Below are 21764 nucleotides of genomic sequence, written 5' to 3'. Positions count from 1 at the left end.
GTAAGGCTTGCTACACAAAAACGTTATATCTAAACAGCTGGATTTATACGAATTTCGCGAGAATGTGACTGGTGTAGCTATTTCCTTAGCTACGTTTGGTTAGGCGATGCGCTCGAGAGAACGAAAGCGATTCTCCTCATCGGTGGTAAGTTTAAAACGGCCTCGTATACCGAGTTGTGAGAGATAAGGACGAAAGCGTGCGGCGGGAATTTGCAAGCGTAGTCCCTTGTCGGTAGTGACCACCACACTCGACGCGGCGCCACTGTAATAGAGCTGATACTCTGAATAGGAAATATTGACGTTAAAACGATAATCCATCGTGTTGATACTCGGTCATTTTTTCTCTGCGACAGGGTAACAAAAAAGCCGCCCAAATTGGACGGCTTGATGATCATTGGATCACGATTCGCTCGCCCTATTGTTCGAGCGTTTTTTGCACTTTCTCGTACAAATCGTTAGCCAAGTTATCCATGTCAGCCAACTCTTGTAGTACTTGGCGCATATGCTGCTGACGTTCGGTGTCGTAATACGCCAGTTTAAGCAATGGATCGATTAAACGCGAAGCCACTTGCGGGTTCGATTCGTTTAAGGTTACCAAGATCTCTTTCAAGAATCGGTAGCCACTCCCATCTTTGGCGTGGAAGTGCGCGGGGTTGCGCGAACAAAAGGCACCAATCAAACTACGGGTTCGGTTTGGATTCTTAAGGCTAAATGCCGGATGAGCCATTTGTGCTTTCACCCCTTCCAAGGCATTTTCTGCCGGATTTATACCTTGCAGCACAAACCACTTATCCATCACTAGCCCGTCATGCTGCCACTGGTCGCTAAAGTGCTTCATCAAGGACTCGCGGCATGGCAGTTGGGCGGCGTTGGCCGCATGCAGTGCTGCCATTGTATCGGTCATGTTGTTGGCATTACGGTATTGTGCTTCGACCCAATCATTGCCGTTTTCAGTATGTGCAAGATAGCTTAAACACGTGTTGCGTAAGTCACGCTCACCAATCGCTTTATGGCTGATTTCATATGACGCTTGTGTATATTGGCGATAAACCGTTTCCAGCTCATCAACCATTTCATCCGCGAATTGCTGTTTGAAAGCCGCCATGACCATGTGAATCGCATCCACATCCACAATATCAAACCAGCCCGCCACTTCGTTTTCAGAAGGTAACTTGAGCACTTCTGCAATCAATGCCGGTTCAGTGTTCTCGCTCAGTAGTACTCCACGGAAAGCATCAACCACTGACGCTGGGATCACTATCTTTTCATCATTTTGTACGCGTGCCACATTGGCCTTGATGTGTTTTGCCAGCAAGCTTTGTCCCGCATCCCAGCGAGCAAAGTCATTGCGCGCGTGTTGCAGCAAGAAGGTTAAGTCTTGATCTTGGTAATCATACTCAAGCTTCACCGGTGCCGAGAACTCGCGTAGCAACGAAATCACTGGCTGCTCATCCACCGCATCAAAAATAAAGGTTTGTTCGGCTTCAGTCACCGCCAAGATATGGTGTACAGGCTCTCCATGACGCTGTAACTCAATCACACTGCCATCAGCGCGATACAGTTCAATATCGAGCGGAATATACAATGGTAGTTTTTCCGCTTGATCGGCCGTTGCTGGCGTATGTTGCTTCACATGCAATGCCAGTTGTTTAGTCGCATCGTCATAGGTTGAAGATACATTGAGAACCGGCGTGCCCGATTGACTGTACCAGCGTCGGAATTGGGTTAAATCAATCCCTGAGGCATCTTCCATCGCTTGCACAAAGTCATCGCACGTTGCTGCTGTGCCATCATGGCGTTCAAAGTAGAGCTTCACGCCTTTTTGGAACCCTTCTTCGCCAAGAATAGTGTGCATCATACGAATCACTTCACTGCCCTTTTCATACACTGTCAGGGTGTAGAAGTTATTCATTTCGATCACTTTTTCTGGGCGGATCGGATGCGACATCGGGCTTGCATCTTCAGCAAATTGAGGGCCGCGCATAATGCGAACATTTTCAATACGGTTGACCGAGCGAGAGCCCAAATCAGACGAAAATTCCTGATCGCGGAAAACCGTTAACCCTTCTTTCAGGCTCAGCTGAAACCAATCACGACAGGTGACTCGGTTCCCCGTCCAGTTATGGAAGTATTCATGACCAATAACCGCCTCAATCCCCAAATAGTCGGCATCGGTTGCCGTCTCTGCATTGGCAAGCACATACTTGGAGTTAAAGATATTGAGGCCTTTGTTCTCCATAGCACCCATGTTGAAGAAATCAACGGCCACGATCATGTAGATATCAAGGTCATACTCAAGGTCGAAGCGTGTTTCATCCCATTTCATCGCATTCTTAAGCGAAACCATGGCGTGATCGGCGCGATCTAAGTTGCCTTTATCCACGAAAATTTCGAGGGCCACTTCACGACCTGAACGCGTCACAAAGCTGTCACGCAACACATCAAAATCACCAGCAACTAGCGCAAACAGATAACTTGGCTTTGCATACGGATCATGCCACTCAACCCAATGACGACCGTTATCCAACTCGCCCGACGCAATTTTGTTACCGTTACTCAGCAAGTATGGATAAGACGCTTTATCCGCAATCACCTTGGTGGTGAAACGTGCCAATACATCCGGGCGATCGAGATAGTAAGTAATACGGCGGAAGCCTTCTGCTTCACACTGCGTGCAATACGCACCGCCTGATATATACAAACCTTCAAGGGCCGAATTATTTTCTGGGTCGATCTCGGTTTGGATCGTGAGCGTGAACGCCGCAGGCACATCACGGACGATGAGTTTGCCTGACTCCTCACTGTAGGCCGTCCATGCATCGCCATTGATGTCGATACGCACTAACTTTAGGTTTTCGCCATCCAGTTCAATGTCGGTCGCATTGTCATTTAAACGCTTCACTTGGCTCACGGCCGTTACCAAGGTTGCGTTCGGCTCAAGATCAAACTCTAGGTTTAGGTCGGTAATGGTAAAATCAGGGGCGCGATAATCTTTACGATATTTCGCAGTGGGTTGTTGAGACATGTTGAATCCTTATTATTGGGTGTACCTCAGCCAACAAATCGTGTCAGTGACTGCCTGACGCCAACCTTGGCGAGCAGCGTGCTATACCATACCGCGCTCGCAAAAAGATGACTATAGGTTTAACACTTTGTTATCAATTGTTTGCGTATGCGATGTGTAAAAAACGCCTCACAAACTGTCAATGTGACGATAAAACCTCTCAAATTGGCGAATTATGCAGCATATTGTCAACGCAGGCTGCCAATCCGGCAGGAAATATAATGTGACGACGGTTAAATTTTACAGAAATTGCGGTACTATGACGCCAATTTCGTTTTGTAACACGTAAGGCGTTCCACACGCATGCACAATCCGATCATCACTTCACTGCTGGATACGGACGCATACAAGCTGAATATGCAGCAAGCCGTCTTTCATCACTATCGTGACGTTCACGTCACCGCGGACTTCTATTGTCGGAGTGATGAGAATTTAACTCCGCTAAAAGACGCGGTGATAGCGCAAGTGAACGCGCTAGGCTCACTGCGTTTTACTGAGCAGGAGTTAAATTATCTGGCCTCGCTCGAGCTCTATCAAGCAGATTTTCTCTCATACCTGAAGCACTTTCAGCTTCGCCCAGAGCAAGTTACTGTCACTATCGAAGAAGGACAGCTGGCGATTCATATTGCTGGTCCGTGGTGCGAAGTGATTCTCTGGGAAGTGCCATTACTCGCGATTATCTGTGAGTTACGGAATCGCATCTGCTACCCCACGTTCGGGGTGGAGCACGCATTGGCCCGACTTGAGGAGAAACTGAATCATTTACCCGAAGACGGCTTTGCCGATGACTTTCAATTGGTCGACTTCGGCACACGTCGCCGCTTCTCGCGTGATGTGCACTATGCCATCGTTAAACGCCTGAAAGCCGCTTATCCCCCGCTAAAAGGCACCTCCAATGTTTGGTTAGCGAAAGAGCTTGGCCTGCCCCCAGTTGGTACCCAAGCTCATGAGTGGTTTCAAGCGCATCAGCAGCTGGCGGGAGCGTTGGCCGATTCACAACAGCTTGCGCTACGTGTTTGGTTAAAAGAATATCCAAACAGTCTGGGCATCGCTCTGACCGATTGCATCAATATGGATGCTTTCCTTCGTGATTTTGACAGCGAACTCTCGCAAGCCTTTACCGGTCTGCGTCATGACAGTGGCGATCCCATCGCTTGGGGAGAAAAAGCCATTGCCCACTACCAGCATCACGATATCGCCCCTGACTCTAAGACGTTGGTCTTCTCTGACAGCCTCACGCTGGCCAAGGCTATTCATATCTATCGCCATTTTTCAGGGCGGGTGCAAACATCGTTTGGAATTGGTACCCAATTAACCTGTGATCTACCCGACGTGAAAACCCTTAACGTGGTGATCAAGCTCACTAGCTGCCAAGGCAAACCCGTCGCCAAAATCTCCGATGAGCCAAACAAAGCAATTTGTAAAGACGAGGCGCATTTGAGTGCGCTGAAAGCGGCATTTAGACTGATTGATTAAAGAGTCAGGTACAAAAATGCCCGCTGTGATACGGGCATTTTTTTCATCGCGTGACGGGCTGGTTGTCTTGTTTGGGGCACTATTGCCGTTCCAGAATCGCTTCCATTCCAAACACATCATTGGTTAATCGCAAGGTATCTGCCGCCAGTTGGAATTGCGATGAGTGCCGACCGTTACGGTAGATCAACATCAGGTTGTCGCCTTCCACCAAATAGACCCCGCGATGAGTGACTGAGCTCCCATCATCCCCGCGCACCTGCATCGCGAATAAGAAGTCGGGCCGTAATTGCAGCGACACCCCGTCAACGTGTTCACTCACATCTTCGCCTGAGATGCTGTGGGAACGCCACAAACCGCTTAAATCTTCTGGCAGGAGCTTGGTAAAGACCGCACCTTGCAGTTGCAATTGGTTATGATTGAGCTGATAGGCATGCCGCTGCTCGATGCCTTCATTATCGTACAGGCGTAATATGTTCTCGTTGATGTCGTACTGCCCTGCAGCGGTTTCGAGTTGTCCATCATGACGTAACAAATCGATACGAAACTCGTAATTGGAATTAAAAGACAGATTAATCGCTTTGTAAGGATGTGGGGCTTGCTCAACGGGCATGTCGCTAAACCAATACCAATCCCCCAGCAGTAATGGGAAATCCACGCGAGAGAGCTCTTCGCTGCGAACCGGAAGCGACACGATGATCGCTAACATACACCCAAGTAAGAGACGCATATCTCACCCCACTGACCGTTATTCCTATCAATAAGGTTAGACGTAGATCTCAAAATGCTACAATTTTTTGATATTGATCTCGTTTTATCGGTTCATCAACATCTACGCGTCATCTCCATGTCATAAAAAAAGCCTAGGCAATTGCCTAGGCTTGTCGTGACACCAACCGAGGATGATCAACGATTAGCGATTAGAGTGGCAAGATCATTGGTAATGCTCGCCGCTTCCTCTAAGTAGGCATCCGGCTCTTCGTAATCCTTCGGCACATCCTCGAGCGATTTAAACGGCGGTTCGCCCATGGCTTTTTGACGTGCATTTAGGCGCGCCAAACGTTCTTTATCCTCGTGATCCATTTCCTGCCGGCGCACTTTCTCATTCAAGGAAATACTGTTTTTATCTTTTTCCTGCTGATAAAGCGCAATGTCTTCGCGGATAAAACCAAACTCACGGTCTGAAGCAATGCGGGTTTGATGGCGCTTGGTCAACGCATCAATCACGTCATCAGGCAGCTTCATTGCCGAGTATTCCGCAGGGGCAATTTGATCCCATGGCAACGCGTTGTCTTCCATGCTCTCACCAGTTTCATCGGGGGATACCGGCGATGGAAACGCAATATCGGGTACCACGCCTTTATTTTGGGTACTGCCACCACTGATGCGATAGAATTTTTGAATGGTGTATTGCACGTAACCTAAAGGCTTTTCGAACAAATCATAAATATGATTTAGCGAGCGGTGCTGCTGCACTGTACCTTTACCGAATGACTGTTCGCCAAGCACAATTGCACGGTGGTAATCTTGCATGGCCGCGGCAAAAATCTCTGACGCCGACGCACTGTAACGGTTAATCAGTACCGTCATCGGCCCGTTGTAGAAACTCTTGCCATCACTGTCGTTGTTGACCTTAACCCGACCGTAGCTATCGCGCACTTGCACAATCGGACCTTTGTCGATGAACAAGCCACTCAACGCTGTTGCTTCACTCAAAGCGCCGCCACCGTTATTACGCAAGTCCACCACAATACCACTGACATTTTGCGCGGTGAGCGCTGCCAACTCTTTCTTGGTATCTTCAGCCAAACCGACATAAAAGCCCGGCACCGTCAGCACCCCTACTTTTTGATCGCCACGTTCAATCACGTCGGATTTGACCGCGCGGTCTTCTAAGCGGATTTTGTCACGAGTAATAGTGACGCTGTAACTTTTAGCGTTGGCGCCTTCAGGCAAAATCTGTAGCCGGACCTCGCTTCCCTTCGGTCCTTTGATCAGCTCGACGACATCATCGAGTCGCCAGCCAATCACATCCACCATCGCCTCGTCTTCTTGACCGACACCGATAATGCGATCTCCCGGCGATAACTGTTTAGACTTTGAGGCAGGGCCACCAGCCACCAACGAACGAATCACTGTATATTCATCCTTCACCTGCAAAACCGCACCAATCCCTTCGAGTGACAGGTTCATCTCAGATTGGAACTGCTCAGCATTGCGCGGAGAAAGATAGCTAGTGTGCGGGTCCACTTCTCGCGCAAACGCGTTCATGTAGACTTGAAACACATCTTCACTGTGACTTTGGGTGAGGCGCTTCAATGCGCTGTTATAGCGCTTACCTAGGGTTTCGCGAATATCGTCATCGTCTTTCCCCGTTAGACGGAGATTCAACGCATCATTTTTAATTCGCTTATCCCAAATCGCATCGAGTTCTTGCTCATTGGCCGCCCAAGGCAGTTCGGTACGGTCGAGAACCATTGACTCGTCTTTAGAGAAATCAAACGGCTTATCGAGAACCTCGAGTGCATATTGGTATCGCTCAAAGCGCTTTTTGAGTACCAAATTGTAGATTTCGTAGGCCGCGTCGGTTTCCCCCTCTTTGAGCTGATCGTCCAGCCGGTCTTTCCAACGCGATAAGGTATCGACATCGCTCTGGGTTAAAAAGACACGGTTGTAATCTAACGTCTCGAGATAACGCTCAAAGATCCCGGCCGAGAAAGCATCGTCGAGAGAAAACTGCTTGTAATGCGAGCGGGTAAAGCGCGAGGTGACACGCTTTGAAGCGGTTTTGTGTTGGGGTTCAGCGGAAAGTGTTGGCAAATCACTGAGTTGAAAGTTGGCCTCTACGGCCTGGGCAGACGCTGCCAGCATCAAGCTGGCAGCGATAGCCGAAAAGCGGCGTCGACAAAACATGCGTCGAGGAGTCTCCTTTAGGCGCTGAGGTGCTCCGCTTTCACTAACATGGTCAAACCGTTAGTAAGACGAACACGCACCTCATCCTTGTTAATTTCAACAATGGTCGCTGGCAGATTACCATTGCCCATGTTCACATTTACGTCTTTTCCTACGACAACGTCGCTGGCGCTGAGTTCGCGACGTGGCTCTTTAGCTTTCTTAGTCATTTTAGCTGGCTTTGGTTTACTCGTACGAGCTTTTGCCGTTTGAGCTGCCGCTTTTTTGCCTTTGGCTGGCGTTTTGCCTTGACCGTCTGCTTTTTTCGCTTGTTGCTTACGACGTTCCGCCGCACGCGCTTTGCTTTCAGCAAGAGTTTGAGCCGCGTGATCTATATGCTCTTGTTCTAGCTCGCCACACGCGTTGCCATCAAGATCGACGCGTGACGCACCCGGTTTCACGCTGTGCAGATAACGCCAGGAAGACGTGTACTGGCGAAGCGCGGCTCGCAATTGGGTTTTGCTTACCTTAGGGTCATCATTCAAGCGTTCTGCAAGATCTTGAAAAATGCCAATTTTTAGTGGCTTGGCTTCGCCTTCAACAGTAAAACATTTAGGGAAACGTTCAGCAATGTAGGCAATGACTTCTTTGCTGTTCGCGAGCTTTTCAGTATTTTCCATGTTTTTTCCTGGCCTGCTGTAGTCAAGCTGCAGCAGAATATCTACGTGTATTTAAGTATGAAAGTGGTGCGTATTATAGATACCTGATATTAAAAAACTACCGAGATTGACGAAATTACAGGTGTTTTTGCAATTCTTTGACCAAGGTAGTCAGGCCCTGTTCATCTTCTTGGTCAAAACGACCCACTGTTGGGCTATCAATATCAAGCACGGCTTGGAGTTGGTTGTCGATTCTAACCGGGACGACAAGTTCAGCGTTACTGGCGGCATCACAGGCGATATGCCCCTCAAATGCGTGTACGTCTTCAATCCGCATGACTTTATCTTGGCTAAAGGCGGCACCGCAAACCCCTTTTTCAAATGGGATCCGAACGCACGCCGGCAGGCCCTGAAATGGTCCCAACACCAACTCTTTGCCATCACTCAAGTAAAAACCCACCCAGTTAATGTCTTCAAGTTGGCTATTCAGTAATGCGCTCACGTTCGCCAGTTTTGCAATCAAACTTGGCTCGCCCTCACATAAAGCAACCGCTTGTTGGGTTAACAGACGGTAAAAATCAGCTTTGTTTTCCATAAATCACTGCATCTCAAACAACAAGACCATTACAATAGAAATAATCCAAAGACATTTCAATTGAGTATCTTGATTTATGATTACTTGGCGCTGGCTTCTTGACCAAGCCCGACCTCATCGTACCCGCCTGATTTGGGCCAATATTGTGGCAATTGTCGCCACCCTGATCAGCGTGCCCATTCCGTTATTGATGCCATTACTGGTCGATGAAGTGCTGCTCGATAAACCCGATTGGGGGCTCGCGGTGCTAAACCACGTATTGCCACAAGCTTGGCAACATGCCGCTTTTTATATCGCGGCGGTGCTTGTCATTGTGGTGTTGATGCGTGCCACCAGCCAAGCGCTTAACATCCTTCAAAGCCGTCAGTTCACCCTGGTCGGCAAAGCCATTACCTATAAAATTCGTCAACACCTGATTGCAAAATTAGGCCGTGTGAGTATGCAAGAGTATGAACTGCGCGGCAGTGGCGGGTTAACGTCTCATTTGGTGACCGATGTCGAAACCATTGATAAATTTATTGGTACTACGCTGAGTAAGTTTATTATCGGCATTCTCACCGTAATGGGCACCGCGGTGGTGCTTTTGTGGCTGGATTGGCGATTAGGGCTTTTTATTTTGCTCATCAACCCGATCGTGGTTGCCTTAAGTCGCGCTCTAGGCCAACGGGTTAAACATCTTAAAAAACGAGAAAACCAAGCGTTTGAGCGCTTCCAGCAACGTCTCGTCGACACACTCGATGGGCTTTACCAACTCCGCGCCGCCAACCGAGAGCGTGAATACCTTCATCAATTGGATCAAAGTGCAGGCGATATTAAGGTCAGTGCCGATAAATATGCTTGGCAGTCAGAGGCCGCGGGACGCTTATCATTTTTGATGTTTTTGATTGGCTTTGAACTTTTCCGCGCTGTCGCGATGGGCATGGTCTTTTTTAGTGATCTGACCATTGGTCAAATGTTTGCTGTGTTCGGCTATCTTTGGTTTATGTTGGGCCCGGTTCAGGAACTGTTAGGGATCCAGTTTGCATGGTATAGCGCTAAAGCAGCCATGAATCGAGTCAACGATGTGTTGAGTTTGCAAGAAGAGGCACGCCGTCCTGACGGCCAAAATCCAAGTGATAGCGACAATACAGCCTTGGATATCGAGATTGAGGATCTGCACTTCGCCTATGATGAAGATAAATCTGTTCTCAATGGCTTGAATATGCATATCCCAGCGGGACAGCGTGTCGCATTGGTCGGCGCCAGTGGTGGCGGTAAATCAACGTTGATCCAATTGTTGCTGGGCCTTTATCCGGTTGAACGCGGCGATATCCGCTATAACGGCTATTCGATCAATCAGCTTAATTTAGCCGCGCTTCGCCAACAGATTGCGGTGGTACTACAACAACCCATGTTGTTTAACGATACCCTACGTAATAATTTGAGCTTGGGGCGAGATGTGACTGATAGCGAGCTTTGGCACGCGCTAGAACAGGCGCAACTTGGTGATGTCGTGAATAAGCTCACTCAAGGGCTCGATACACCGCTGGGACGACAAGGGATCCGTTTATCGGGCGGGCAACGTCAACGTGTCGCCATCGCAAGAATGTTGCTTGGCGACCCTAAACTGGTCATTCTAGATGAAGCCACGTCGGCATTAGATACCGCAACGGAGCGGGCACTGCACCAAGCGATGCATACCTTCTTAGCCGGTCGCACCACGCTGATTGTGGCGCATCGACTCTCCGCGGTGAAAGAAGCGGATTTGATTTACGTGCTGGAGGATGGCCAAGTCACCCAAAAAGGCACCCACGGTGAGTTGGTTACCGCCCCGGGCGTATACCAAACACTTTATGGCACCATTCAACAGGCAGCAGGGAAATAGCATGCGCGTGCAACCGGTCACTCATCTTGAGCCTCAACCTCGGACAGGGTTAATTCGCTGTCCCGGTTGCGATCTTGTGTTGACCGGTTGCGAAACCGCTTGGGATCACCTTGCCATCTGCCCACGCTGCGCCACTAAATTGCAGCAAGGGCGTCGATTATCGTTTAACGGTGAGTTGGCCATTGCGTTAACCATACTGGTGTTATTTTTACCCGCCCATGGGCTACCGCTGTTATCAATCAACTTATTAGGCAAGGAAATAAGCGCATCTGTGCTGACCGGCGCGAACCTTCTATGGACCAGCTACCCCTTTGTCACCGCGCTGGTGGTCTTTTGTGCTAGCCTTGCACCACTCCTTTTTACCTTAGCCATTCTGGTCATGCACTTGGCGCGCCGTCACGGCAACATTCGCTTTTTCCGTCCAACCGTGACGCTGATTGATCACCTCCGTCATTGGGTCATGGCGGATGTGTTTATGGTTAGCCTCGCGATTGCGTGCTTTAAAATCCAAGACTATGCCGATCTTCGCTTTTCATTGGGGCTCGCCTGCTACGCCACGTTACAAATTCTGCTTTCGGTGCTGCTAGTACGTGTCAATACCCGACGCTACTGGGATGCGTTCTTAGCCCCTAAACCTGTCAACAGTATCCATAACTTGATTCGTTGCGATCACTGTGGTTTGACGCAACACCATAGCACTCAAACCCATTGCCAACGTTGTGAACGTCCCCTACACGTTCGCCTGCTACGCAGCGAGCAAAAAACATGGGCGTGTCTGCTCACCGCTGCGGTCTTTTTGTTGCCCGCCAACCTTTATCCAATCTCGATTTTTTTCTCGAATGGCATCCGACTCGAAGACACGATTTTTTCTGGCGTTGCCAGCCTGATTAACAATGGTATGCCGGGAATAGCGGCGATAATTTTTACCGCCAGTATCATTGTGCCAGTGGCAAAGATTCTCGGACTTGGTTTCATTCTGATTAGCTTGCATACCTCTGTCGCCATTACGCCACGCCAACGCATGTGGCTATATCGAAGCGTGAAATGGATTGGCAAGTGGTCAATGATGGACTTATTCGTGATTGCATTGATGGTCGCGCTCGTTGATCGTGGCCGCATTATGGACTTTACACCCGGCCCTGGCGCCATTGCTTTTGGTATTGTGGTGGTACTCACTATGCTGGCCACTGACCTTCTTGATACGCGTTTGATATGGGATCATCATGAGCGACAAACACGACGTGCCGACGCCAACCATTAAGACGACCTATGGCCTTTCTCCTTTATGGATCTTGCCTATCTTGGCGCTAGGCTTAGCGGGATGGCTCGTTTTTCAATCCATTAATGAAGCCGGACAGCGGATTCAAATTCTGTTCAACGATGCGCAAGGCTTAGAAGCGGGGCGAACAACCATTCGTTACCAAGGGCTAGAAGTCGGGAAAGTTCGCAATATCACCTTGGCGGATGATCTCAATGGCATTTATGTCGATGCCACGATTTACCCAGAAGCCAAGCAGTTGCTCACGACCGGCAGTGAATTCTGGTTAGTGAAACCACGCGCGTCATTAACGGGGATTAGCGGCCTTGAAACACTGGTGTCGGGGAATTACATCGCCCTTCAACCGGGAAAGGGTGAACCTAGCCTTCGCTTTACCGCGCGCGATGAGCCCCCGGCTGATACGACCGATAAAGCTGGCACGACCTTTAAGCTCCACGCACCGACCTTGGGCTCGCTCAATATTGGCTCGCCACTTTATTACCGTAAAATCCAAGTCGGCGAGATCTACAGTTATCGTCTTGATGATGATAATCAAGGCGTCACCCTGTCTGTATTGATCAAACCTGAGTTCAGTTCGTTGGTGAAGCAAGACACGCGGTTTTGGTCCGTCAGTGGTTTGAAAGCGAATGTCGATCTGTCTGGGGTCGATGTCGAACTTGATAGTCTTGCCAGCTTAGTGGCCGGCGGTGTGACGTTTGATTCACCGAGTACCAGCCCACAAGCGACGCATAATGACAGCTTTAGGTTATACCCAAGCCTGAGTGCTGCAGAACGTGGCCAAACCATTGAAATTGCCTTGCCTACCAACCACGGTATTCAAGGCGCTGGCGCCCGAGTCACCTATCAAGGACTGCAGATCGGTGAGATTACCGAGATTCGCATCGATCCAGACACCCAAAACGCGTCTGCCACGGCCGCCATAGACCCGAGCATGCTGTGGCTGTTCAATCAAGAGACCCAAATCACCATCGAACAACCACAGATTGGTTTTAACGGTCTTAAAAATATCGGCAACTTGGTGTTGGGTAACTTCTTATCCGTGGTGCCCGGCTCCCCTGATGCTCCAGCTGTTGATAGTCATTATCGCTTCTCAGCCAGCACGTGGCAGCAGCAACAAAAAGAGGCCGCCGATGCCTTGGTAGTTACGCTCGACGCCGATGACGCTTACGGCCTTACGCCTCGCACCAAAGTGCTTCATCGTGGCATTCAGGTGGGCTTTATTGATCACATCGGCCTCAATAAAAGTGACACCGTCACGATAAAAGCGGTGATCTATCCGCAATACCGCCATCTTGTCAAACAACAATCGCAATTCTTTATATTAGGGGGAATTACCGGTGAGTTGAGCGGCAATGGGCTCGATGTGGTAGTGCCTGCTATGGAGCAAATCGCCGATCCCGCATTAAGCTTTACTAGCCAAGGCAAGCAAGGTGTACGCGATAGCTATCCGCTCTATACCTCACGTATCCAAGCCAAACACGCGCGAGAAGACGCGCAAGGCAAAACCCGCTTTACCCTAGTGGCTGATGCACTGCCCAGCATTAACGAGGGCAGTCCGGTGATGTATCGCAATTTTGTCGTCGGGCAAGTGGAAGGCTACCAGCTGAATGGAAAAAGCGTCACGATATCGATTGCCGTGAACAATCGCTATCGCCACCTGATAAACCGCGATACCGTATTTTGGAATCAATCCGGTCTCGACATCAAAGCCAACTTACGTGGTGTAGAAATCAACACAGGCTCGCTTCGCTCTTTACTCAGTGGCGGTATCGCCTTTGGCTCTATGCCGGGCATTAGCAACAAACGCCAAGGCGACTGGAAGCTCTACCCCTCACGAAAAGACGCGGCACGTTACGGGGTCGATATTGTACTCAACACGGACGAAGCCAAAGGGTTAAAGGTTGGCAGCGTAATCCGTTATCAAGGGGTGGATGTTGGCGAGATTACCCAACTAGAACCGGATTTTAAAACTCAATCGGTCCGCGTGCACAGTCGTTTGTACCCTGAATATAAAAATGAACTTGCCCGTCAAGGGAGCTATTACTGGCTAACCCATCCGGTATTAAGCCTTACAAAAACTGAGAACTTAGATTCTTTGTTTGGGGCCTATATCTCTGTCGTACCCGGAGCGGGCGAATTTAAGCAAGAATTCGAATTACATGCTTCCCCCAAATATCCGCGGGGCCTATCACTGGTGCTCGAAAGTGATGCACGTCATTCCATTGCTGTTGGCACCCCAATCCTCTATCGCGATATGGAGGTAGGCACTGTCTCCAAAGTGCAATTGGGCGAGTTTGCTGACCGCGTTTTATTCAGTGTCCAGATCACGCCGCAGTATGCACATCTGGTTCGAGAAAACACGGTGTTTTGGAATCAATCCGGTGTGGATGTGTCGATTGGTTTGACCGGTGCCAACCTAAAAAGCGGCACCATTGATAGCCTACTGAAAGGTGGGATCGCCTTTGCAACACCCGACACCTCTCCATTGGCCCCCAAAGCTAACGACAAACGCCACTACCTACTGCATCGAGAACCCAAAGCAGAGTGGCGTGAGTGGCGCACTGCGATCCCGAAACCCTAGCGCTATCTTTTCGGGCAGCCTTTTTCTTTGGCTGCCCTTTTTGAGTAAAAATACCGACTTTCTCCTCCCGCGACCTACACTCAAGACCAAGATCTGTTTACAATCTTGCGCTGCTAATTTCGAGTTCATCAACAAGAGATCCTGTTTTGCACCCCAATATCTCACTGCCAGAGGCTTTCTTAGCCCAAATACAGGCGACAATGCCCTCGCACCTCTCCATGGAGGAGTTCGTCGCTGCCTGTCAGCGTCCTCTGCGCCGCAGTATTCGTGTCAATACGTTAAAAATTTCCGTCGATGCATTTAAGCAACGTGCCGCAGAGCATCATTGGACACTGACTCCCGTACCTTGGTGTGACACAGGGTTTTGGATTGAGCGACAAGACGATGACAAAGTGCCATTAGGCAATACGGCTGAACACATGGCGGGACTGTTTTACATTCAAGAAGCAAGCTCTATGATGCCGGTCACTGCCTTGCTGGCAGGCGAGCATGAACCGGGCCAAGCCCCTGATTGGCAGCAAGTGCTTGATGTTGCGGCCGCACCAGGTTCAAAAACCACTCAGTTGGCAGCCTCCATGCAAAACAACGGTATTTTGGTCGCGAATGAGTTTTCAGCGAGCCGCATCAAAGGGCTACATGCCAATGTACAACGCTGCGGGGTAAGAAACGTTGCACTGACTCACTTTGATGGCCGTGTATTCGGCGGCTGGTTACCCGAGCAATTTGATGCCATTCTGCTTGACGCGCCCTGCTCTGGTGAAGGAACTATTCGTAAAGATCCTGATGCAATGAATAACTGGAGCCTTGCCTCAGTCGATGATATTGCGCAGACCCAACAAGCCCTGATTGATAGCGCGTTTCACGCACTGAAACCGGGCGGCGTGCTGGTGTATTCAACCTGTACCTTGAACCACACCGAAAATCAGTCGGTTTGCCACTGGCTCAAGCAAACTTACGGTGACGCTGTCACTTTTGAGTCACTAAAGGATTTATTCCCGGGTGCCGAACAAGCTCTGACCGAGGAAGGCTTTTTACATCTCTACCCTCAGATTTTTGACAGCGAGGGCTTTTTTGTCGCCCGCATTCGTAAACATGCATCCGCCACTCCACCGAGTGTAAAAAAGCGACTGGGCAAATTTCCATTCTCACCGGCAAGTCAAAAAGACAATCAACAGATAAGCGCCACCTTTAAAAAGGAACTCGGGCTATCGCTGCCGAATGAGGCCACGCTATGGTTACGTGACAAAGAGGTATGGCTTTTCCCTTCAGCTATCGAACCTATGTTAGGCGAAGTGAAGTTTGACCGCATTGGGATCAAGTTAGCCGAAACCCACCGCAAAGGTTATCGCTGGCAACACGAGGCGATTATCGCACTGAGCACCCAGTCACTCGCTGAATGTAAAACCATTGCGCTCACCAAGACACAAGCCGTTGAATGGTATCAAGGACGCGACATTTGGCCCGATCAAACGCCAGATAAGGGCGATATTATTGTGACCTATCAAGGGGACGTGCTCGGACTCGGCAAATGGGTCGGGAATCGGATTAAAAATGGCCTACCTCGCGATCAAGTTCGCGATAGCAACTTGTTTTAATCGATATGAAATGGTGTTGATAATAGTTCACAGGGAAAGAAACTGGCAAAGCTGTATTGATAAACTACACTTTAGTGGAATCACAACCTAAATTGGCATCTGGCTCCAATGAGCCCTTTCCCTGAGCTCGGAACAGGACGTTCCGAGCCTTTTTTTGTCTTGTCTAACGTGACGCCGTCACTTAACGCGGTAAATGCCATCCGCTTCAATACGAATCTTGCGTTGCTTGTACAAGCCACCCAAAGTCTTTTTAAAGGTCGCTTTACTGGTGCGGAACAAGGCAAAAATCGCATCCGGGGAGCTTTTGTCGTTAAGCGGCAAAAAGCCCCCTTTTTTATCTAGGGTTTGCAAAATTTTATCGCTTAAATCATCAACCCGCGCTTTACCGTGTTTTTGTAGAGCAAGATCCAACTTACCATCGTCGCGCACCGTTTTAACAAACGCACTCAGCTTCTTACCGATGAACAGCTTCCCGAACGCTTCAGCGCGATAAATAAGCCCCCAGTGCTGATTATTCACCACACACTTAAAGCCGAGGTCCGTGATATCCGTAATGATTACCGACACTTTGTCGCCCGCTTTTAAACGAGGCTTTTCGTCGCTGATAAACTTGTTGAATTTGCGGCTAGCCACGATACGGCCCGAGGCTTTATCCGTGTAGACGCGAACCACATAAGGTTTACCCTCTTCCATTCGCGTGCGTTGCTCACTAAAAGGCACCAGCAAGTCTTTGCTCAAGCCCCAATCGACAAACGCGCCAACCGAATTGACACCAACACAGCGCAAAGACGCAAACTCGCCCACTTGGGCCAATGGCGTTTCAGTAGTGGCGATAATATCGTCTTCGGAATCGAAATAGATAAACACCTTGAGCTCGTCGCCGACACGGGTATTCTCAGGGACGTACCGAGTTGGTAGCAAAATATTGCCGAACTCATCACCATCAAGAAATACCCCGAAGTCTGCCTGCTTCACTACCGTCAATGTGTTGTATTGGCCTAGTTTAATCATTGTCTCAACGCTGTAGAAAGTAATGGCGGTGAGTATACGCAATTTCACCCTGATATGCGCAGCCAAAACACCACTCAAACGGATAAAAAACCCTCAAGCACTGCCTATCTCCCGCTATACCCCTACTTTCTGTCTCTTGTTAGCGGCCCAATCCCTGTTAGGCTTGAGTGAAGACTATAGGGGGAATTCATGGCAGTATTTAACGGCTCACACATCAGCTTTAGTTTTAGCCAGCTTGGCAGTGCATTTGGCGAACACGTTACGCCAACCGCGCTCGAAAACGGTCGGCTTTTCACCTATAACGCCCAACTGGCAAAACAGCTTGGATTGAATGAATCTGACCTCACCTCGGAAGCGTTTCGGGCGATTTTATCCGCAGAGCAGCCGTTAGCCGGCCGAACACCGTTTGCAATGAAATACACCGGTCACCAGTTTGGTCAATATAACCCCGCGCTCGGCGATGGCCGTGGTGTCTTATTAGGGGAATGGCGCGATGCCGATGGCACCTTGTGGGATTGGCACCTAAAAGGGGCGGGAAAAACGCCATACAGCCGCCACGGTGATGGACGAGCGGTGTTACGCTCGACGCTCCGCGAGTATCTCGCCAGTGCCGCCATGACAGGGCTCAACATTCCGACCACTCAGGCATTAGCCATGGCCACCAGCGATACCCCGGTGATGCGCGAGCGCATCGAAACTGCCGCAACGCTACTTCGCGTTACCGAGAGTCACGTCCGTTTTGGCCACTTCGAGTACTTGTTTTACAGTCAGCAGCATGAGGCACTAGGCACGCTGGCCGACTATGTGATTGCACGTCATTTCCCTGAACTGGCCGAGGCCGAAAAACCCTATGCGGCACTGCTACAAGAAATTGTCGAACGAACGGCGGATATGATTGCCCAATGGCAAGCCATCGGCTTTAACCACGGTGTGATGAATACCGATAATATGTCGATTCTCGGCCAGACCTTCGATTACGGCCCTTATGCCTTTTTAGACGATTTCGACCCAGGTTATATCTGCAACCATTCCGATTACAGTGGTCGCTATGCGTTTAATCAGCAACCTGCCATCGCACTCTGGAATCTGTCCGCACTGGGCTATGCCTTTACGCCTCTCGTGGACAAGGATGTGATTAACGATATTCTTGGCAGCTTTGAACATCGACTACAAGTTGCCTATAGCCGCGCCATGCGCGATAAGCTGGGTTTGTCCGACGCACAGCCGTCAGACAGTCAATTGTTTAATCAGCTCTTTGCATTGCTAGAGGAAAACCAAACCGACTATACGTGTTTTTTCTATCAACTCAGTCAGTATCGCGGTGACGCACTCCTAACAGCCGGCACCCTGAACCAGTTCAAATCCATCTGCCAAGACACGCAGGCATTAACTGAATGGCTATCCGCGTATCAACAGCGCGTCCATACACTGGATGATGCGACTCGTCTGGCCTGTATGCAGCGCACCAATCCAAAGTACATTTTACGCAACTATTTGGCCCAAGCGGCCATCGAGGCGGCTGAAAAAGGGGACTTACAACCAACCCATGATTTAATGACGGTACTTGCCCACCCCTTCGATGAGCACCCGTCGCTCGCGCACTTGGCCAACCCGCCAACGGATGATAATAAAGGCCTTGCATTGAGCTGTTCGTCCTAACTATCAGTGACTGATGACGGGCAAAAAACTTAGCTCGTCGTCAGCCCTAACCAGCATTTTTCTGGTCAAAATCGCCTTAAAAACGCTACGGATATCACATTCATGCTTTCAAGGGCCGCGATTTTTGCTATCTTACTGGCTTCGCAACAGATTAAGATGTGAGGAAGGCTGTCCTCTATGCCACTGAAAACCGATGAACTTCGCACCCGCGTGGTTGATACCATGCCCACGCCCGCAGAGGTGGAAGCCGCCCACCCCATCAGCGACAATGTTGCTCGCCATATTACTGCTTCGCGTCATGCAATCAGCCAAATTCTTAATGGCCATGACCCGCGCCTACTTGTGGTGATTGGGCCCTGCTCCGTGCACGATCCTGACGCTGCACGCGAATACGCCAAACGGTTAAAAGGATTGGCAGAGACTTACTCCGATCAGTTACTGATTGTCATGCGTACCTACTTTGAAAAGCCGCGCACGGTTGTCGGTTGGAAAGGTTTGATAAACGACCCTCACCTTGATGGGAGCGGTGATATTCGTGCTGGGCTGTTCACTGCCCGTGAGTTGTTACTCGATATCAATAAAATGGGTTTACCCACTGCGACCGAGTTTCTCGATATGATCACCGGTCAATATATTGCCGACTTGATCAGTTGGGGGGCCATCGGTGCGCGTACAACCGAGTCTCAAATCCATCGCGAAATGGCATCCGCCTTGTCTTGCCCAGTAGGGTTTAAGAATGGCACTGATGGCAATATTCGTATCGCTGTCGATGCCATTCGTGCGAGCCGTGAGTCACACCTGTTTTGCTCGCCAGACAAGCATGGCACCATGACCATTTATCGCACAGCGGGTAACCCTGATGGCCACGTTATTTTACGTGGCGGCCATCAACCCAATTACTACCAAAAAGATGTGCAAGCGGCCTCAGAAACCTTATCGAGCTTCGGGTTGCCGGCCAAATTAGTGGTAGACTTTAGCCATGGCAACTGCCAGAAACAGCATCGCCGTCAGTTAGATGTCGCAGAGGATATTGCAACGCAACTGGCTAACGGAAGTACCGCCATTGCGGGTATTATGGCAGAAAGCTTTTTAGAAGAAGGCAACCAACCTATGGGTGATAGCGCGACGCGCCGATATGGCCAGTCTATTACCGACCCTTGCCTTGGCTGGCAGGATACTGAACGCTTGCTTGAGCGACTGGCCACTGCAAGTGCTAAGCGACATCAAGCCTATTAATTATTTATCAGCGACATGACATCCGTCATGTGAGAAAAGGACAGAACTATGCCCTCTTTTGATATTGTGTCTGAAATCGACAAGGTTGAATTGAAGAACGCCGTAGATAATGCAAGTCGCGAACTGGCGACGCGTTTTGATTTTCGTGGCGTTGAAGCGAGCTTCGAGCTGGACAAAGAAACCGTGAAAGTCATTGCAGAGGCAGATTTCCAACTCAACCAGATGATGGATATCCTGCGTAATAACCTTGCCAAACGTGGCGTGGATTCTCGTGCCATGGATATTCAAGATATGGTGCACTCAGGCAAAAGCTTCTCGCAGCAAGTGAAATTCAAAAATGGCATTGAAACCCCCGTTGCCAAGAAAATCACTAAAGCTATCAAAGACGCCAAAATGAAAGTACAAACACAAATTCAAGGCGAACAAGTCCGAGTAACCGGTAAAAAACGCGATGATCTTCAAGCGGTGATTCAGCTGGTAAAAGACAGTGATTTTGAGCAGCCGTTCCAGTTCGAAAACTTTCGCGACTAATGTGCAACATCTGCCACAAAAAACGGGCCATTTGGCCCGTTTTGCTTGTAAAGACAGTGTCGTTATCAGCTAACACTACTTATACTGGCTTTTGATTTCATCGAGCGCCCCGCTTGCAATCGCTTTATCTACCCCAGCTTGCAATTTCTCTACATAGCTATCAGGCGTACTTTTGCTCAGGCTGTAATACAATTGCGCTTCACTCAACACATACACCACTTCAAACTGGCTTGTGTCCACATTATTTTGACTCATGATGAAGGAACTGACGTTTTCTTCATACGCCCACATATCAACACGGCCCGCCGCGAGCTGTTTAGCCAGCAAATCTGCTTTAGGTGAGAGACGCAATGCGTTATCGCTAACGCCTAGGCTGCGTAACAAATGCTCACCGACATCGTCACGTACTACCCCAACTTTGTAGTTGGCAAAGTCGCTGCCGCTATTAATGGTAATCCCTTTACTTTTCGGTGCCCACACGACAATTTTGGTATCTGTGATGGGACCTACCCACTTAAACTTATCTTCGCGCTCTTCCGTGCGGGTGGTTGAAAACAGTACCGTGTTTGGCTCAGACAATGCGGTGGCATAGCCACGCGCCCAAGGTTGGATCTTAACTTGATCACGGGTAATCGGTTCGCCCGCTGCTTCGGTAGCCACTTCGAGAAAATCCACGGCAATTCCTTTCAACTGCCCGTTCTCTTCATAGTTAAAAGGGGGATAAACCTCAGTGATATAATTTAAGTCGCTTAGGTTGGCAGCTACTGTCGTAGTTGAAAATACCAGTAAACTGGCGGCAATGAGTGACTTCATTGGACTACCTCTTTGTTGTTCATTCCATAAAAACAGACGCCCAGCCAATATTATTATTCGGATAACCCGTACTCATGTATGACGCTACTTTTGGGTTGCCACACCATGGTGTTCATGCGGTTGTGGCTCAGCCACAGACAAGCACCGTGCTAACCGTTATCACTGCTGAGTATAGTCAGCGAAGAATCACCCTGCGTAATTTTAAACGCGCTTATGAGTCTTCCTCATTGTTGTTTTTTACAATTCAACACCTTGATACACAAAGCAAGGCCTTGTTATGACGCATAACAAGAATACTCACGTCCCTTTCACGCAAAAAACACGTGTTTGGCCGCCCACTCCTATGCAAAAAAGTTGAATTAGGTCACCATTAATGACTAAACTTTACCCCTTGTTTCATATAATTGCTCAATTAGGCCTCATTAATAATGCGTACTCTAACGAATAAGGTTACTGAGTGAGCAATAAAAGTCAGTCATATTCCAGCCTGGACAATGCCGAGTCTGAAAACC

General features: G+C 49.3%; 16 protein-coding genes. 8 read left to right on the top strand and 8 right to left on the bottom strand.

Features of this window, described 5'->3' with window-relative positions; translation table 11 throughout:
• Positions 1-99: 99 nt before the first annotated feature.
• Both BZG84_RS07095 and pepN read right to left on the bottom strand, forming a co-directional pair.
• Complete coding sequence (locus tag BZG84_RS07095; RefSeq protein WP_069587733.1) at positions 100-318, bottom strand: DUF2835 domain-containing protein; 219 nt, start codon at positions 316-318, stop codon at positions 100-102.
• Positions 319-415: 97 nt separating this feature from the next.
• Positions 416-3025, bottom strand: a complete 2610-nt coding sequence (gene pepN / locus BZG84_RS07090; protein WP_077678102.1) for an aminopeptidase N — start codon at positions 3023-3025, stop codon at positions 416-418.
• 342 nt (positions 3026-3367) lie between these two features.
• On the opposite strand from pepN, the gene pncB reads away from it, so the two are divergent.
• Positions 3368-4540 (top strand): nicotinate phosphoribosyltransferase, encoded by a 1173-nt coding sequence (gene pncB, locus BZG84_RS07085; protein WP_077479173.1) that lies wholly within the window; start codon positions 3368-3370, stop codon positions 4538-4540.
• Between the two features lie 79 nt (positions 4541-4619).
• On the opposite strand, the gene BZG84_RS07080 is transcribed toward pncB, so the two are convergent.
• The 4 genes from BZG84_RS07080 to BZG84_RS07065 form a co-directional block, all read right to left on the bottom strand.
• Positions 4620-5267: a hypothetical protein gene (locus tag BZG84_RS07080; RefSeq protein WP_077456730.1), complete on the bottom strand. Its 648-nt coding sequence runs from the start codon at positions 5265-5267 to the stop codon at positions 4620-4622.
• Between the two features lie 176 nt (positions 5268-5443).
• A complete protein-coding gene (gene prc / locus BZG84_RS07075; protein ID WP_077678101.1) occupies positions 5444-7450 on the bottom strand; it encodes a carboxy terminal-processing peptidase in 2007 nt (668 codons plus the stop codon).
• A gap of 17 nt (positions 7451-7467) precedes the next feature.
• The gene (gene proQ, locus BZG84_RS07070; RefSeq protein WP_069589069.1) at positions 7468-8109 is read right to left on the bottom strand and encodes an RNA chaperone ProQ; all 642 of its coding nucleotides are present in this window, start codon (positions 8107-8109) and stop codon (positions 7468-7470) included.
• A gap of 115 nt (positions 8110-8224) precedes the next feature.
• On the bottom strand, positions 8225-8683 hold the full coding sequence (locus BZG84_RS07065) for a GAF domain-containing protein (protein ID WP_077479171.1): 459 nt from the start codon (positions 8681-8683) through the stop codon (positions 8225-8227).
• A 76-nt stretch (positions 8684-8759) separates the two neighbouring features.
• Here BZG84_RS07065 and BZG84_RS07060 point away from each other — a divergent pair, with 76 nt between their 5' ends.
• The 4 genes from BZG84_RS07060 to rsmF all read left to right on the top strand — a co-directional run bounded on the left by BZG84_RS07060 (position 8760) and on the right by rsmF (position 16002).
• Positions 8760-10547, top strand: coding sequence for an ABC transporter ATP-binding protein (locus BZG84_RS07060; RefSeq protein ID WP_077479170.1), 1788 nt, complete (start codon positions 8760-8762; stop codon positions 10545-10547).
• Position 10548: 1 nt separating this feature from the next.
• Positions 10549-11808 (top strand): paraquat-inducible protein A, encoded by a 1260-nt coding sequence (locus BZG84_RS07055; protein ID WP_077479169.1) that lies wholly within the window; start codon positions 10549-10551, stop codon positions 11806-11808.
• On the top strand, positions 11771-14407 hold the full coding sequence (locus tag BZG84_RS07050; RefSeq protein WP_077479168.1) for a PqiB family protein: 2637 nt from the start codon (positions 11771-11773) through the stop codon (positions 14405-14407). The genes BZG84_RS07055 and BZG84_RS07050 overlap by 38 nt, the downstream gene beginning before the upstream one ends.
• Before the next feature lie 146 nt (positions 14408-14553).
• Positions 14554-16002, top strand: a complete 1449-nt coding sequence (gene rsmF / locus BZG84_RS07045) for a 16S rRNA (cytosine(1407)-C(5))-methyltransferase RsmF (protein WP_077479167.1) — start codon at positions 14554-14556, stop codon at positions 16000-16002.
• A 177-nt stretch (positions 16003-16179) separates the two neighbouring features.
• On the opposite strand, the gene BZG84_RS07040 is transcribed toward rsmF, so the two are convergent.
• Entirely contained in the window at positions 16180-17013 is an 834-nt protein-coding gene (locus BZG84_RS07040) for a CvfB family protein (protein WP_077479166.1), read from the bottom strand.
• Positions 17014-17202: 189 nt separating this feature from the next.
• Between BZG84_RS07040 and BZG84_RS07035 the strand changes: the two genes are divergently transcribed.
• The 3 genes from BZG84_RS07035 to BZG84_RS07025 all read left to right on the top strand — a co-directional run bounded on the left by BZG84_RS07035 (position 17203) and on the right by BZG84_RS07025 (position 20439).
• On the top strand, positions 17203-18672 hold the full coding sequence (locus BZG84_RS07035) for a protein adenylyltransferase SelO (protein WP_077479165.1): 1470 nt from the start codon (positions 17203-17205) through the stop codon (positions 18670-18672).
• Positions 18673-18849: 177 nt separating this feature from the next.
• Positions 18850-19908, top strand: a complete 1059-nt coding sequence (locus BZG84_RS07030) for a 3-deoxy-7-phosphoheptulonate synthase (RefSeq protein ID WP_077479164.1) — start codon at positions 18850-18852, stop codon at positions 19906-19908.
• A gap of 48 nt (positions 19909-19956) precedes the next feature.
• Complete coding sequence (locus BZG84_RS07025; protein ID WP_077457015.1) at positions 19957-20439, top strand: YajQ family cyclic di-GMP-binding protein; 483 nt, start codon at positions 19957-19959, stop codon at positions 20437-20439.
• A 75-nt stretch (positions 20440-20514) separates the two neighbouring features.
• Here BZG84_RS07025 and BZG84_RS07020 read toward each other — a convergent pair whose 3' ends face one another.
• Positions 20515-21252, bottom strand: coding sequence for a substrate-binding periplasmic protein (locus tag BZG84_RS07020; protein ID WP_077479163.1), 738 nt, complete (start codon positions 21250-21252; stop codon positions 20515-20517).
• Between the last annotated feature and the right edge of the window lie 512 nt (positions 21253-21764).

Source organism: Salinivibrio sp. PR932 (assembly GCF_001996125.1).
In the GTDB taxonomy this organism is placed as follows: domain Bacteria; phylum Pseudomonadota; class Gammaproteobacteria; order Enterobacterales; family Vibrionaceae; genus Salinivibrio; species Salinivibrio proteolyticus.
This window is presented reverse-complemented; position numbering and strand designations above follow the sequence as displayed.